Genomic DNA, 15676 nt, shown 5'->3' with positions numbered 1-15676 from the left:
TCCGGTTAGCGTGAAGGGGGATTGAAAACGGGGCCGTTCGGCTTGATGCGGATGCCCGGGCGCAGGCGCGTCCAGGGCAGGGTGGCGGTGTCGGCCGGCATCGCGCCGGGCGCGGCGCAGATCATCAGCTTTGCCGCGATCGGCTCGAAATCGGCGCGGAAGTGCACCGAGCTCTTGTTGACCAGGATCTTCTGTTCGGTCGGCTCGATGCCGACATAGCGGTACATCGCCTGATCGGCGAGCTGCGCCTTGTGCGAGGAGACGACGACACGAACGTCGCCGATGCGCACACAAGCGGAAGGGCCCATCTCCATCGCGCGGCCGCCATAATAGGGGCCGGATGCGATGAAGCGGCCGTCGGAGAGTTTTTCGACGACGAAACTCTCGCGATAGGGCTCGTCGCCGGGAATGCCGGACTTGCCGCCGAGCGACAGCGTCACGGTGGCGCCGACGCCGGCCGCATGCGCGGCCCTGGCCGCCTCAGGGTCGTAAATCGCGCCGGTCGCGGCACTCGCCCTGTTGCGCACCAGCGCGCGCAGCATGCCCGTGGTGTCGGAATCGCCGCCGGCGCCGGGATTGTCCTGGGTGTCGGCGATGATGATCGGCTTGCTGGCGCCCTTCGCCAGTTCCATCGCGTGGCGCACGCCGTCGTCAGGCGACCAGATTGTGCCGTCGAAATCGTCCTCGTGGCTCTCGATCAGCTTGACGATGGCATCCGCCGCACGGTCGGCATCTTCCTGCGTCTTGCCGTAGGCGAACACGCTTGGCCCGCAATCGCGGAAATCGGCGGCGGGGAAGCCGGGCGCGAAGGAGAGCGTCGGAACCGCATCGCTCTCCAGCGCGGCGAGCTTCTCGTAGATGCCCTTGGTGGGGAAGTCGTTGGTGCACTGCCAGCTGATCGCGATCAGGAACGGCAATTGGCGGAACGACTTTGCAAAGCGCTGCGTCGTCTTCAGCAGCAACGCGAGGTGTTTCGCGGAGGCGCGGCCGGTGTCGGCCATGTCGACATGCGGATAGGTCCGGTAGGCGATCAGCGCGTCCGCATGTTCCATCATCTCGGGCGTGACGTTGGCATGCAGGTCGAGACTTGCGACCAGCGGCACGTCCTTGCCGATGACGCGGCGTACGCGCGCCAGGATCTCGCCTTCGCCGTCGTCGAGATGCTCGGTCACCATCGCGCCGTGGAGGTCGAGATAGACCGCGTCGAGCGGGCCGGCGGCTGCGATGCCGTCAACCATCACCTTCACGATGCGCTCGAACGCATCCTTGGTGACGTGTGCCGAGGGGCTGGCACCGCAGGCGATCGTCGGAACCAGTTCCCAGCCATTCGCTTCGGCGCTGTCGACGAAACCGGCGAGCCCGACATTGATGCGGCGCATCACCCTCAGCACATCAGGCCCTTCAGTCATCGCCGGCCAGCCGCCGCCATGCTGGAAGTCCGCGAATGTCGCCTTCGTCGGGGCGAAAGTGTTGGTCTCGTGCAGGAAGCCGCCGACGGCGATACGTGTCATCAATTCAGTCCAGGCGATTGAAAGTGCGCGACGTTGGGCGTCGACGTTAGCCCTGGCCTTGCGGCGAGAGCAAGGTGGGAAGCAATCGCGCCGTGCATAGGGTCAGATCGTTTTGGGAATGCTGCGGATGCGGTATTCGTTGGACCATAGCTACGACAACACTCTCGGTGTCGTCCTGGCGAAAGCCAGGACCCATACCGCGAGGTCTATCGATTGCGAGAGGTGCGAGTCCCGGACGACGGGTCTTCGCCAAATTCCTTCCTGGGGTAATGGGTTCTGGCTTTCGCCAGGACGACATTGGAGGGAGATCTTACGCGCTCGCCGCCACACCCTCCGACACCGGCCGGAAGTTCGCGAAGTCCCAGCCGCGCCCGGGCGCTGCCTCGAGCAAGGCCCTCGTGTAGGCTTCCTTCGGATGCGTCAGCACTTCGGCGGCGGGGCCCTGTTCGACGACGCGGCCGTGCTGCATCACCACGACCTCGTCGCAGATTTGCGCGGCCACGCGCAGATCGTGGGTGATGAACAGGATCGCGATGCCGAGCCGCTTCTGGATCTCGTCGAGCAGTTCCAGCACCTGCGCCTGCACGGAGACGTCGAGCGCGGAGACCGCTTCGTCCGCGACCAGCACGTCCGGATCGAGCGCGAGCGCACGGGCGATCGCGATGCGCTGGCGCTGGCCGCCGGAGAACTGGTGGGGATAGCGCGACACCGCGTCGGCCGGCAGGCCGACGAGCTCGAGCAGCTCGCGCGCCCGCTTCATCGCGTCGGCTTGCGAGACGCCGTAATTGATCGGGCCTTCCGCGATGCTCTCGCCCACCGTGATGCGCGGGTTGAGCGAACGGTAGGGATCCTGGAACACGATCTGGATCTTCTGCCGGTGCGGCTGGAGCAGGCGGCGCGAGATGTCCGAGATCTCGCGGCCGGCGAGGCGCACGCCGCCTGAGGTCGGGTCGATCAGGCGGACGATGCAGCGGGCCACCGTCGACTTGCCGGAGCCGCTCTCGCCGACGATGCCGAGCGTGCGGCCCTTGCGAAGCGTCAGCGTCACCTTGTCGGCGGCGACGACCTCGCGGCCCTTGCCGAAAAAGGCGCGCTCCTTGTAGACCTTGCTGAGCTCGTTGGCTTCCAGCACCACGGGTTCGCGGCTCTCCTCACGCGGAGCGCGCGGCACCAGGCTCGGCACCGCAGAGAGCAAATTGCGGGTGTATTCCATGGTCGGACTGCGCAGCACGGTTTCGAGCTTGCCGGTCTCGACGAGGCGGCCCTGCCGCATCACCGCGACGCGGTCGGCGATCTCCGCCACGACGCCCATGTCGTGGGTGATGAACAGCACGGCGGTGCCGTGGTCGCGCTGGAGGTCGCGGATCAGGGTCAGGATCTGCTTCTGCGTGGTGACGTCGAGCGCGGTGGTCGGCTCGTCGGCAATGAGCAGCTTCGGCTCCAGCACCAGCGCCATCGCAATCATGATGCGCTGGCGCTGGCCGCCGGAGAGGCGGTGCGGGTAGGAGGCGAAGATGCGCTCGACCTGGGGCAGGCGCACCTGCTCCATCATGTCGAGGATGCGCTTCTTGCGCGCCCTCGCGTCGAGATCGGTGTGCGCGCGCAGGACCTCGTCGATCTGGCGGCCGACCGGCACCACCGGATTGAGTGCGGTCATCGGCTCCTGGAAGATCATCGCCATCTGCGTCGCGCGGAGCTGGCGCAGGCGGCGGTCGGTCGCCGTGAGCAGCTCTTCGCCGACCAGCTTGACGCTGCCGCCGGTCGGAACCAGCGTGCCCTTCGGCAACAGGCCCATCGTGGTCAGCGAGGTCACCGACTTGCCCGATCCGCTTTCGCCGACGAGGCACAGCGTCTCGCGCTCGTGCACCTGGATCGAGATGCCGTCGATGATGTTCGCGCCCTTCGGCTTCTTGCCGACGGACACGACGAGATTGTTGATGTCGAGGACGGGATTGGTCATCGCTTGATCGCTCATCACTTGCCTTCCCGCTGCTTCATGCGCGGATCGAGTGCGTCGCGGGCGGCGTCGCCGATCAAATTGATGCTGAGGATGGCGAGCGACAGCAGGAGGCCCGGCCAGAAGATCAGCGTCGGCTTGAGCTGGAAGTACTGGCGGCCCTCGGCCATGATGTTGCCCCAGGTCGGCGTCTCCGGCGAGATGCCGGCGCCGAGGAAGGACAGAATGGCCTCCGTGAGGATCGCGGAGGCGCAGACGTAACTGCCCTGCACGATCAGAGGCGCGATCGTGTTCGGCATCAAATGCCGCCACATGATCTTCGGCAGGGATGAGCCGACCGAAATCGCCGCTTCGACATAGGGCTCCTCGCGCGCCGACAGCACCACCGAGCGCACCAGGCGGGCCACGCGCGGAACTTCGGGGATCGTGATCGCGATCAGCACGGTCCAGAGGCTGGCGCCGGACAGCGACACCACCGCGATCGCCAGCAGAATGCTCGGCATCGCCATCAGGCCGTCCATGATGCGCATCATCACGGAATCGACCAGCTTGAAGAAGCCGGAGACGAGACCGATCGCAAGACCAATGGCGATCGACATGATCGCCGAGCCGATGCCGATCAGGAGCGAGACGCGACCGCCATAGATGACGCGCGACAGGAGGTCACGACCATAGGCGTCGGTGCCGAGCAGGAACTGCGCCGAGGAGGGCTTCAGCCGCTGCGCCGGCGCAAGCTGGATCGGGTCGTGCGGCGCGATCAGCGGTGCCAGGATCGAGACGAGCACGATCAGCGCCAGGCAGACCGTTGCCGCCGCGATGATCGGCGTCGAGGTGAGGAATCCGAAGCGCGGCCGCAGCGGCGACGTGATCGGAATGGATGACTGGGGGAGGCTATCGACGGACATTTTTGTTCTTATCCTTTAGCCCTAGTACCGGATCCGGGGATCGAGCAGCGTGTAGGCGACGTCGATCAGGAGATTGACGATGACGTAGATCAGCGACGTCAACAGGATCATCGCCTGGATGACCGGATAATCGCGCGCCAGCACCGCATCCACCGTGAGGCGGCCGATGCCGGGGATGTTGAACACGCTCTCGGTGACGACGACGCCGGAGATCAGCAGTGCAAAGCCGGTACCGATCACGGTGATCACGGGCACGGCGGCATTGCGCAGCGCATGCCGCATCATCACCGCGACCTCGTTGATGCCCTTTGCCCGCGCCGTGCGGACGTAGTCCTCGCCGAGCACGTCGAGCATCGCCGCGCGCGTCATGCGTGCGATCAACGCGATATAGATGAAGGAGAGCGCGCAGGTCGGCAGGATGATGCGCTCGAAAAACGGTCCGAAGCCGTTAAAGATGCTGCGGAAGCCCTGCACCGGCACCCAGCGCAGATCGATGGCGAAGACCTGGATCAGGATGTAGCCGACCACGAACACCGGCACCGAGAAGCCGAGCACGGACAGACCCATCACGAAGCGATCGATCCAGGTGCCGTGCTTCCACGCCGCGATCACGCCCAGGGGCACGGCGACGATGACGGCGAGGATGATGGTCGAGAGCGCGATCGAGATCGACGGCTCGACGCGCTGGCTGATCATCTTGATGACCGGCAGGTTGGAGATCAGCGACGTGCCGAGGTCGCCGTGCAGCAGCTTGTTCACCCAGGTGATGAACTGCACGATCAGCGGCTCGTTCAGGCCGAGCGAGTCGCGGATGCGCTCGAGCCGTTCCGGCGTCGCGTTGTCGCCGGCGAGAATTGCAGCGGGATCGCCCGGCGTCAGCCGCAGCAGCAGGAACACGAACAGCGCGACGACGCCCATCACGGGCACGGCGGCCAGAACACGGCGGACGAGATAACCTAGCATGCATCTATCTCCGGATGCGGAATGTGTGGGGCCTCGGGGCGCCCGTGGATTCGATCGTGTCTATCATGCGTGCCTGCGGGCTGGGAAAGCCGGCCGGAGATGCCGACCTTTCGGGGCAAATTGTGTGCCAAGGGCAGGGCGGTCGCAAGGGGCCGCCCCCGCGTCGGTTTGCGACCACTCAGGATGCATGACGCAGCTCGCGCGCAACCCCAAGTTCAGCTCCAAGTTCAACTCCAAGTTCAACCTGACGTGAAGGCACGGTCGGCGGCGCATTGAGCCCGCGCCAGCCGTCGATGGTTCCGGCAATCATCTGCGCCGTGGCCGCCGACAGGGTCCAGCCGAGATGGCCGTGGCCGGTGTTGAAGAACACGCCCGGGATCCGCCCGGCGCGCACCACCGGCATCATGTTCGGCATCATCGGCCGCAGCCCGGCCCACGGGATGACACGCGACGTTTCGACGGCGGGGAAGTTGTTGCGCACCCAGTCGACCAGCGGCTGCACGCGGTCGGCGCGGATGTCGCGGTTGAAGTCGTTGAATTCGGCCGTGCCCGCCACGCGGAAACGATCGGCGCCGAGCCGGCTGGTGACGATCTTGGCGGCTTCGTCGAGCAGGCTGACCGTCGGCGTCGCGCTGCGGCTTTCGGCGGTATCGAGCTGCACGGTGATCGAGTAACCCTTCACCGGATAGACGTTGACGCGCTCGTCGAGGAGGGCGGCGAAGTGCCGGCTGGCAACGCCGGCGCAGACCACGACGCCGTCCGCCTTCAGCGTGCCGCGCGCGGATGCAATCGCATCGCTCGCTGCAAGATCGGCCCAGCCAAGGACGAAGCCACTGCCGGCGCGCGCGATCGAATCGATATTGGCGTCGTGGATGAACGTCGCGCCGCGACGTTTGCAGGCCTCCGCCAGCCCGCGGGTGAATTTGTGGATATCGCCGGTCGCATCCGACGGCGTGTAGAAGCCGCCGTAATAGTCCTTGCGCAGCGTCGGCTCGATCGTGCGGATTTCCTCTGATGTCACCGGGCGGCGATCGAGGCCGCCTTCCTGCAACAGCGCGTTGACGCGCAGGCCGGATTCGAACCCCTTCTTGTCGTGATAGATGTGGAGGATGCCGCGGCGTTCGAGGTCGAAATCGATGCCTTCGCGCGTTGCAATCTCGAACAGATGCTTGCGGGCTTCGATCGCGAGCCGCGTGGTCTCGATCGTGTTGGCGCGGTAGTTGCCGATATTGGCGACGAACTCGCTCATCCACGAATATTTGTGCCAGTTCGGCCGCGGGTTCATCAGCAGCGGCGCGTCGCGCCGGAACATCCAGCGCAGGCCTTTGAGGATCGTCGCGGTGCTGTTCCAGACTTCGGCGTTGCTGGCGGAGAGCTGTCCGCCATTGGCGAACGAGGTTTCCATCGCGGCGTAGCGGTGCTTGTCGAGCACCGTCACCTCAAAGCCGCGTTCGAGCAGGGCATAGGCAGTCGTCACGCCGGTGATGCCGGCGCCGATGATGGCGATATGGGTCATGGCAGATTCGGGGCTCCCGTGAGTTAGAGTCGGCTGACCGCCAGCCACAAGGCCGTTGGCGGCGCCCCATCTGTCACGGTTACCTGAGAGCTTGATCCGGCGCGGACCTCGACGAGGCCGGTGCGGACTATCCCCTTCGGTGGACGTCACGACCAATTGGAATCGTGTCGTCTCTCTCCAGATCGTCCTGACGATACAGTCCTTTTGCCTGAGAGTTTCCGGGGCGGTTGCTCCGTCGGCGCCGCAACGAAAGCTGAAAACCTTCGTTGCGATCTCTCCCGCATCGTCGCGTGGACGGGCGAGCAGTACGATACGCCTCATTTTTAGACAAGGCTAAATTTCGACCGCGACTGCCAACGCATTGTGCAGTGCGAAATTGATTCAATTTACTCCAGTGTCGCCAGCAATCCGGCCATCAAGCGGCCGCGCTCGACCAGACTATCGACCTCGATGAACTCCTCGAGCGTATGGCCATTGCCGCCGCGCACGCCGAGGCCGTCGAGCGTCGGGATGCCCATCGCGCCGGTGAAGTTGCCGTCGGAGCCGCCGCCGGAACTTGCATGCGGCAGCTTTGCGCCAAGCTGTTCGGCGATGCCGCGCGCCTTTTCGTAGAGCGCCATCGTGCCGGCATCCGGCTCCCACACCGGACGCGTCACGCCGCGCGTCACCTTGAAGGTGACGTCATTGGCCGTGCCCGAAAGCGCCAGCATTCTTTCGACGCCACGGTCGAGATCGGCCTGGCGCTTGGCCATCGAGAGCGCCTCGCCAGTCGCGGTCGTAGCAACGCAATTGACCCATTGTCCGCCATGCACAACACCGACCGAGAAGGTGCAGTCCTCCGTGGTCATCGCATCGATCGCGAGGATCTGCCGCGCCATCTCGCGGATCGCCGAGCGGCCTGCCGACAGCGTCGCGCCGGCGTGGCTCGGCCGGCCCGTCGCTTCGAGATTGAAGCGCGCGATGGCGTAACGTCCGGTGGTGACGCCGTTGTCGGCGCGGCCGGGCTCGGGCACCAGCACGTACTTGTTGCGCGCTGCTTCCGCCTCGATGATGTCGCGCGTCGAGGGCGTGCCGACTTCCTCGTCCGGCGTGAACAGCACGGTGATCGGCAGCGGCGTGGTGAACGAGGCGCGCGCCAGCTGCCGGATCGCTTCCAGCGAGAGATAGTTGCCGCCCTTCATGTCGTAGATGCCGGGGCCGTAGCACTTGTTGCCCTCGCGCCGCCATTTCAGCTTCTCGATGGTGCCGACCGGATGGACGGTATCCATGTGTCCGGCGATCAGGATGCCCGGCTCGCCCTGCTTCGGGTGCGGGAAGCGCGCGCGGATGACGCCGCCAAAGCCTTGCCGTCCGGCGATGCGCTCGATCGTCGCACCCATGATCGCCATGTCCCGCGCTGCGATATCGAGCATGCGGTTCACCGCGCCCGCGTCCCAGGTCGGGCTTTCGCATTCCACCCAGCCGCGCAGGCCCTGGAGCATTGCCTCTGAATCGAAGGGAAGATTGGCTGGATTCATCTTAATGTCTCTCAAACTGCGAAAGATGGAACGCGCATTGCATTGGCGCGGGGCAGGACAAGCGGAAAGCGTTGTAGAGCTTAACCGATCTTTGTGGAGCCCGTGCGCGCGCTGCTTGGGCTTGCAGCGAAACCGGATTGACGCGCTCAAGACTGTCTGCAAGTCTCGAAAAGATAAAGGCATTGCATGAGCTTAGGTCGCCTAAAGAACGAACCGGATGCTCAACCAATAATCCGCCTTTGACCAGTTTCACGTCAGGAGAAACTTCAATGTTGCACTTCATGCGCCGGGGGCCTCGCGCGTTCGCCTCCAAACTTGCGCTGTCGGTCGTTGCGCTTTCGACGGCACTGGCCTCGCCCGTGCTCGCGGCAGGCAAGACCATCACGGCGGTGATGCATTCGGATCTGCGTATCATCGATCCGATCTTCACCACCGCCTACATCACGCGTGACCATGGCTACATGGTCTACGACACGCTGATCTCGACGGATTCGAACTTCAAGATCCAGCCGCAGATGGCGGACTGGAAAATCTCCGACGACAAGCTGACCTACACTTTCACGCTGCGCGACGGCCTCAAGTGGCACGACGGTGCACCGGTGACGGCGGAAGACTGCGTCGCCTCGCTCAAGCGCTGGGCCGCGGTCGACGGCATGGGCCAGCAATTGATGCAATTCACTGCCAGCATCGAGGCGACCGATCCCAAGACCATCACGCTGAAGCTCAAGGAGCCTTACAGTCTGGTCCTCGATTCGATCGGCAAGCCATCCTCGCGCGTCGCCTTCATGATGCCGAAGCGCCTTGCCGAGACGCCGCCGGACAAGCCGATTCCCGAGCAGATCGGCTCCGGCCCCTTCAAGTTCGTGCAGGGCGAATTCCAGCCGGGCGTGAAGGCGGTCTACGTCAAGAACACGGATTATGTGCCGCGCAAGGAGCCGGCAAGCTGGACCGCAGGCGGCAAGGTCGTGAAGGTCGACCGCGTCGAATGGGTTACCATGCCTGACTCGCAGACCGCCGTGAACGCGCTGCAATCCGGAGACATCGACTTCCTCGAGAATCCGTCGTTCGATCTCGTTCCAGTTCTCGAAGGCAACAAGGATCTCAACGTCCAGGTGCTGAACAAGTTCGGCTTCCAGACGCTCGGGCGCATGAACTTCCTCTATCCGCCGTTCGACAATCAGAAGATCCGCCGCGCGGCACTTCTGGCAATGAAGCAGAAGGACGTGCTCGACGCGCTGATCGGCAATCCCAAGTACTACAAGATCTGCGGCGCCTTCTTCATCTGCGACACGCCGTTCGCGACCGACGTCGGTTCCGAATCGCTGGTTAAGGGCAACGGCATGGCCGAGGCCAAGAAGCTGCTTGCCGAGTCGGGCTATGACGGAACGCCCGTCGTGATCATGGCGCCCGGCGACGTCACCACGCTCAAAGCCCAGCCCATCGTTGCCGCGCAGGCGCTACGTGAAGCTGGCTTCAAGGTCGACCTCCAGGCCACTGACTGGCAGACCGTGGTGAGCCGCCGTGCCAGCCAGAAGCCTCCGAAGGAGGGTGGCTGGAACATGTTCTTCACCAACTGGGTCAGCGCCGACGTCTCCAACCCGATCTCCAATCTCTCGATTGGCGGCCAGGGCAAGAAGGGCGGCTGGTTCGGCTGGGCGGAGGACGCCAAGATCGAGAAGCTCAAGGACGATTTCGTCCGCGCCGCCTCGCTCGACGACCAGAAGAAGATCGCGACCGAGATCCAGAAGGAAGCCTACGACCAGGTGATCTACATTCCGCTCGGCCAGTACCAGGCGCCGAGCGCGTGGCGGAAGTCGCTCACCGGCGTGCTCGACGGCCCGGCCACGCCGATCTTCTGGAACGTCGACAAGACGGAGTAGGGCGAAGGGTATCTGAAACCATTCCATCCCGACCAATACGCGGCGCCGCTGTCATCGGCGGCGCCGCTCGCCAACCGCTCGCTCGCCAGGAGAACGTCAATGTTCCAATTCGTGCGTCGGGGGCGCCGATCGTTCGCCTCCACATTTGCGCTTTCAATCGCGGCGCTTTCGGCACTGGCCCCGCCGGCTCTTGCCGCAGGCAAGACCGTCAGCGCCGTGATGCATTCGGATCTGCGCGTCCTCGATCCGATCTTCACCAGTGCCTATATCTCCCGCGATCATGGCTACATGGTCTTCGACACGCTGATCGCGACGGATGCGAACTTCAAGATCCAGCCGCAGATGGCGGACTGGAAGATCTCCGACGACAAGCTGACCTACACCTTCACGCTGCGCGATGGCCTGAAATGGCATGACGGTACGCCGGTCACCGCGGAAGATTGCGTTGCCTCCCTCAAGCGCTGGGCCGCTGTCGACGGCATGGGGCAGCAGATGATGCTGTTCACCGCGAGCATCGAGGCGACCGATCCCAGGACCATCACGCTGAAGCTGAAGGAGCCGTACGCGCTCGTGCTGGAATCGATCGGCAAGCCGTCCTCGCGGGTCGCTTTCATGATGCCGAAGCGTCTCGCCGAGACGCCGGTGGACAAGCAGATCCCCGAGCAGATCGGCTCCGGCCCGTTCAAGTTCGTGCAGAGCGAGTTCCAGCCAGGCGTGAAGTCGATCTACGTCAAGAACACCGACTACGTGCCGCGCAAGGAGCCGGCAAGCTGGACCGCCGGCGGCAAGGTGGTGAAGGTCGATCGCGTCGAATGGATTACGATGCCGGACGCGCAGACGGCGTTGAACGCGCTTCAGTCCGGTGACATCGATTTCATGGAAAATCCCGCCATCGAAATGTTGCCCGCCATCGAAGCCGACAAGGAGCTCAAGACCCAGATCCTCAACAAGTTCGGATTCCAGACCGGCGCACGGATGAACTTCCTTCATCCGCCATTCGATAACGTCAAGGTCCGCCGCGCAGCACTTTTGGCGATGAAGCAGAAGGACGTGCTCGATGCGCTGATCGGCAATCCCAAGTACTACAAGACTTGCGCCGCGATCTTCATCTGCGACACGCCGTTTGCGACCGAGGTTGGCGGCGAGACCCTCGCCAAGGGCGGCGACATTGCTGCGGCCAGGAAGGCGCTCGCCGAGTCCGGTTACGACGGGACGCCCGTCGTGCTGATGGCGCCGGGCGACGTGCTGACGCTGAAGGCGCAACCGATCGTGGTGGCCCAGCAACTGCGCGAAGCCGGCTTCAAGGTCGACATGCAGTCGACCGACTGGCAAACGGTGGTGAGCCGGCGCGCCAGCCAGAAGCCGCCGAAGGAAGGCGGCTGGAACATGTTCATCACGAACTGGGTCAGCGCCGACGCGTCCAACCCGATCTCCAACGTCGCTGTCGGCGGGCAGGGCACGAAGGGCGGCTGGTTCGGCTGGGCGGAAGATGCCAAGATCGAGAAGCTCAAGGATGACTTCGTCCGCGCGGCGACGCTCGATGATCAGAAGAAGATCGCGACCGAGATCCAGAAGGAGGCCTATGACCAGGTGCTCTACATGCCGCTCGGCCAGTATCAGGTACCGAGCGCGTGGCGGAAGTCGCTGACCGGCGTGCTCGACGGCCCGGCAACCCCGGTGTTCTGGAACATCGACAAGACCGAGTAAGGCAAGACCAGGCAGGAGAAGGTGCACCCGCACCTTCGTCCCGGTCATCGCGGCGCCGCTGTCAGCGGCGCCGTTGTCATTTGTCGGCGTGGCGTCAGCTCGAGAAGGCCGTGGAGCTCTTAACTCTTCCAGTTTCCAGTCGTTGCTATTTGTTTCCGATCTGAACTAGATGTGTGGACTTCACGCATCACTTTCCTTGTCCCATTTGATTCCCGTGCCGATTGATTTTGCACTCCAGGCGATGGCCGAACGGTCCGATCGCGCGCCGGCGCGATGGCGCCGGCCTTTCCTGCGCTGGCTCGACGGCGTCGAAGCTGGCTGGGCCGTGCCGCTTCTCATCGCCTGTTTCGTTGCGATCTGGACGCTCTATCTGGCCATCGCCTATGCCGGCGGCGGCCTGCATCCTGATACGCTCGAGGCCTGGACGCTGGGACGGAATTTCGCTTGGGGCTATGACAAGCACCCGCCGCTGATGGGGTGGGTTACGGCGGCGTGGACCTCAGTCTTTCCGCTCAGCGACGGGTCGCTGCAACTGATGGCGATGGCCAATGCCGGGCTTGCGCTGTTCTTCGTTGACCGGATATCGCGGCAGTTCGTGACCGGGCACAAGCGCATCCTGGTGCTGCTGCTCTTGATGTTGACGCCGGCCTATCAATTCCACGCCCAGCGCTTCAACGCCAATGCGGTGCTGCTCGCGACCTGGCCGCTGGCCACCTGGTGCTTCCTGCGTGCATTCGAGACGCGCGCTTCGCTGTGGGCGATCGCAGTGGGATGCACCACGGCGCTCGCCATGGTCGGCAAGTATTATTCGATCTTTCTCGTCGCGAGCTTCGTTCTTGCCGCGCTGACGCATCCGGCGCGGCGCGCCTATTTCACCTCCGCTTCGCCCTGGATCTCGGTCGTCGTCGGACTCGCGGCGCTGTCGCCGCATCTCTACTGGCTGGCGACGACGGGGGCCTCGACCTTCACCTATGCGATGAACCACGCCAACGGCAACGTCGCGAGCTCGCTCGGTGAGGTGAAGAATTTCCTGCTGGGGCTGGTGGCGGCGATCAGCGCGTCGGCCGTGCTCTGGATACTCATCGCCGGCACGCGGCTGAAGCAGTTTCCCGCGGACTTCGCGGCGATGAGTCCCGGCCTGCGGCTTCTCTTCCATGTTGCGGTCGGCACGATCGTGCTGCCGGTCCTGACGTCGCTGGTGATGGGGACGGATCTGCCGTCGCTGTGGGCGTTGCAGGGCCTGTTCCTGTTCGTCGTTCTCGTGGTCTGCGGCACGCGCTACCCGATCGAGCGCTTCTACACCGTCAATGTCACGGTGATCGTGACCGGGGTCGCGCTCGCCGCCGTCCTGGTCGCGGCCCCGATCCATGCCGTCCATCGCAACAATCACGGCTACGAAGAGGCCCGGAATCTCTACGCGCAGGCGGGCAGCGAATTGACGCGCGAGTGGCGCAAACTGACCGGCGAGCCGCTGCGCGCCGTGAGTGGCGATGGTGCGCTGGCCTTTGCGACGGCGTTCTACAGCCCCGACCATCCGCATTATGCACGGCCGTTCGAGTATGAATACGCTTCGGGCTTGCCGCGCGAGATGACGCCGGACCACGGCTGGGCCGCGCTCTGTTTCCGGGGCCAGGACTATTGCAACCAGTGGATGGAGTGGGTGTCCTCCCGCGCCGGACATTTCGTCAGGCGTGAGTTCACCGTGCGGGCCGCGCTGTTCGGCCGGCCCGGTCTCACGCGGGAGGTGGTCGTGCTGATGGTGCCGCCGCGCGGAAGCGGCACGGCGCCCGAGAGCGCTGCAGACGATTTCAGTGCCAGCAGGCGTCCGACGGAATAGGCGTCGCGCTCAGCAATGGCTGTCGCGCACCCGCTCGAGGCCTTCGCTCACGAACGGGGCGGTGAACTCAGCCTGCTCGGAATCGGGTTCGGAACGCCCCGTATCAGGCCGATTCGGGGTGGGATTTTCGCGACGTTCCGGTTCCATGGCAGCGGCCTCTCGAATTGCTGCAGTACAACATCGAGGCCATCAGGAAGTTCCTTTAGGTGATGGGGCGATGATGCGGCTTGAACAGCCGGCCCTTCTCCACCACCAGCACGATCGCGAGCGCAGCCAGCGTCGACAGGAAGAAGCCGACCGAGAACGGCAGCAGCGTGCCGTCAAAGCTCTGCCCGATCGCCATGCCGACCGCGATGCCGATCAGCGTCGTGATCGAGCCGTAGAGCGAGGAGGCGGTGCCGGCGATATGGCCCTGCGGCTCCATGGCGAGCGCGGTGAAGTTGGCGACCATCATGCCGAACGAGAACATCATGAGGGCCGACAGCGCCATGAACAGCGCAAGCGGCAGCACGTTCAGGATTTCGGTGACCAGCATGACGCTGGCGACCACGGCATAGAGCGTCAGCGCGCCATGCGAGATCACGCGCATGCCGAGCCGCCCGACCAGCTGGGAATTGAGGAAGCCGGCGACGGCCGTGCCGGCCGCGATCGCGGCGAAAGCGAGCGGAAAATAATGGCCGAGATGATAGATGCCGGTGAACACCTGCTGCGCCGAGAACACGTAGGCAAACAGCGCGCCCATGACGCTGCCGGCGGCGAGTGCGTAGCCGATGGTCTGGCGATTGCTCACGGTCTGCCAATAGGCCGCGAGCACGTCGCGCGGCGCCAGCGACCTGCGCTCCGAGACCGGTAGGGTCTCGGGCAGCCGCAGCACCGACCACGCCAGCGCGAGCAGCCCGTACAGCATCAGCACGACGAAGATGCCGCGCCATTGCGTCACCAGCAGCACAGCCTGTCCGAACGACGGCGCGATCACGGGCACCGCGATGAAGATCATCATCGCCAGCGACATCACGCTCGCCATGCGGCGGCCGACATAGCAGTCGCGCACGATCGAGGTCGCGATCACGCGCGTCGCCGAGGTGCCGAAGCCCTGCAACGCGCGCGCCAGCAGCAGCGTCTCGAACGAGGGCGCGGCCACCGCCAGCACGCTCGCCACCGCATAGACGGCCATGCCGCCGAGCAGCACCGGGCGGCGGCCGAAGCGGTCCGACAACGGTCCCATGACGAACTGGCCCGCGCCGAAGCCGATCAGGAAGGTCGACAGCACGAGCTGGAGATGATTGGCGACGGGAATCTTGAAGGCCACCCCGATGTTGGGGAGCGCCGGCAGCATCATGTCCATCGCGAGCGGATTCAGCGCCATGATGGACGCGATGACGATGACGAATTCGGGAAAACCCATGGGTCGGTGTCCGGAGGACACCCAATCGTCGGCATTGACGTCGGACAAGAAGCTCACCTCTGAAATTCAAGGGCTTATCTATCCCCCATGCTGCGTCGCACAACCCATGTTTCGGGATGGCTGTCAGGCGGGGCGGTGGCGGACACGAGTTGGTGAGGTAGCCGTCGCTCCGGCGGCCTGACCGGCGATCCTTTTTCCCCGCTGCGAGCTCACGACATCGGATTGATCAACCGTGTCGTGCCGCACGAGCAGCTGCTGGACGCAGCCTTCGCGCTGGCCGCCCGCGCGTCGCGGTAGGCGGCGCCTAGCTGTTGGGGCGGCCACGATGGCGGGCGACCGGTTCGGCTGCCGTCCGGCCGCGGGGCGGCAACCAGATATTCACCATAAGATCGCGGACGGCGCATCGGGGAGATGAATCCGCAACTCATCCTGTCCATTGTGGCCCGGCGGGGCGCCGGGCAGGCGCCCGGGGAACCCG

10 protein-coding genes and 2 riboswitches are annotated in these 15676 nt (G+C 64.6%); of the genes, 3 read left to right on the top strand and 7 right to left on the bottom strand.

What is annotated here, in order from left to right:
• Nucleotides 1-5 precede the first annotated feature (5 nt).
• From AC1RUR_RS20815 to AC1RUR_RS20790, 6 genes are all read right to left on the bottom strand, one after another.
• Nucleotides 6-1511 carry a M81 family metallopeptidase gene (locus AC1RUR_RS20815; protein WP_492847336.1) on the bottom strand — a complete coding sequence of 502 codons (1506 nt, stop codon included), beginning with the start codon at nucleotides 1509-1511 and terminating at the stop codon, nucleotides 6-8.
• A gap of 310 nt (nucleotides 1512-1821) precedes the next feature.
• Nucleotides 1822-3471 (bottom strand): ABC transporter ATP-binding protein, encoded by a 1650-nt coding sequence (locus tag AC1RUR_RS20810; protein ID WP_492847413.1) that lies wholly within the window; start codon nucleotides 3469-3471, stop codon nucleotides 1822-1824.
• Between the two features lie 14 nt (nucleotides 3472-3485).
• The gene (locus AC1RUR_RS20805) at nucleotides 3486-4373 is read right to left on the bottom strand and encodes an ABC transporter permease (RefSeq protein WP_492847334.1); all 888 of its coding nucleotides are present in this window, start codon (nucleotides 4371-4373) and stop codon (nucleotides 3486-3488) included.
• A gap of 21 nt (nucleotides 4374-4394) precedes the next feature.
• The gene (locus AC1RUR_RS20800) at nucleotides 4395-5336 is read right to left on the bottom strand and encodes an ABC transporter permease (protein WP_492847332.1); all 942 of its coding nucleotides are present in this window, start codon (nucleotides 5334-5336) and stop codon (nucleotides 4395-4397) included.
• Nucleotides 5337-5514: 178 nt separating this feature from the next.
• Nucleotides 5515-6852, bottom strand: a complete 1338-nt coding sequence (locus tag AC1RUR_RS20795) for a D-amino acid dehydrogenase (protein ID WP_492847330.1) — start codon at nucleotides 6850-6852, stop codon at nucleotides 5515-5517.
• A 68-nt stretch (nucleotides 6853-6920) separates the two neighbouring features.
• Nucleotides 6921-7035: riboswitch (glycine riboswitch) on the bottom strand.
• Between the two features lie 3 nt (nucleotides 7036-7038).
• Nucleotides 7039-7143, bottom strand: a riboswitch (glycine riboswitch).
• Nucleotides 7144-7238: 95 nt separating this feature from the next.
• Complete coding sequence (locus tag AC1RUR_RS20790) at nucleotides 7239-8369, bottom strand: M20/M25/M40 family metallo-hydrolase (protein WP_492847328.1); 1131 nt, start codon at nucleotides 8367-8369, stop codon at nucleotides 7239-7241.
• 269 nt (nucleotides 8370-8638) lie between these two features.
• Between AC1RUR_RS20790 and AC1RUR_RS20785 the strand changes: the two genes are divergently transcribed.
• The 3 genes from AC1RUR_RS20785 to AC1RUR_RS20775 all read left to right on the top strand — a co-directional run bounded on the left by AC1RUR_RS20785 (nucleotide 8639) and on the right by AC1RUR_RS20775 (nucleotide 13793).
• The gene (locus AC1RUR_RS20785; protein ID WP_492847327.1) at nucleotides 8639-10249 is read left to right on the top strand and encodes an ABC transporter substrate-binding protein; all 1611 of its coding nucleotides are present in this window, start codon (nucleotides 8639-8641) and stop codon (nucleotides 10247-10249) included.
• A 99-nt stretch (nucleotides 10250-10348) separates the two neighbouring features.
• Nucleotides 10349-11956, top strand: coding sequence for an ABC transporter substrate-binding protein (locus AC1RUR_RS20780; protein ID WP_492847325.1), 1608 nt, complete (start codon nucleotides 10349-10351; stop codon nucleotides 11954-11956).
• A gap of 241 nt (nucleotides 11957-12197) precedes the next feature.
• Complete coding sequence (locus AC1RUR_RS20775; RefSeq protein ID WP_492847412.1) at nucleotides 12198-13793, top strand: glycosyltransferase family 39 protein; 1596 nt, start codon at nucleotides 12198-12200, stop codon at nucleotides 13791-13793.
• 202 nt (nucleotides 13794-13995) lie between these two features.
• Here AC1RUR_RS20775 and AC1RUR_RS20770 read toward each other — a convergent pair whose 3' ends face one another.
• Nucleotides 13996-15246, bottom strand: a complete 1251-nt coding sequence (locus tag AC1RUR_RS20770; protein WP_492847323.1) for a multidrug effflux MFS transporter — start codon at nucleotides 15244-15246, stop codon at nucleotides 13996-13998.
• Nucleotides 15247-15676: the final 430 nt, after the last annotated feature.

The organism is Bradyrhizobium sp. GW821-FHT12B03 (genome assembly GCF_058807535.1).
Note: the sequence above shows the minus strand (reverse complement) of the source record. Positions and strands in the feature narration are given on the sequence as shown.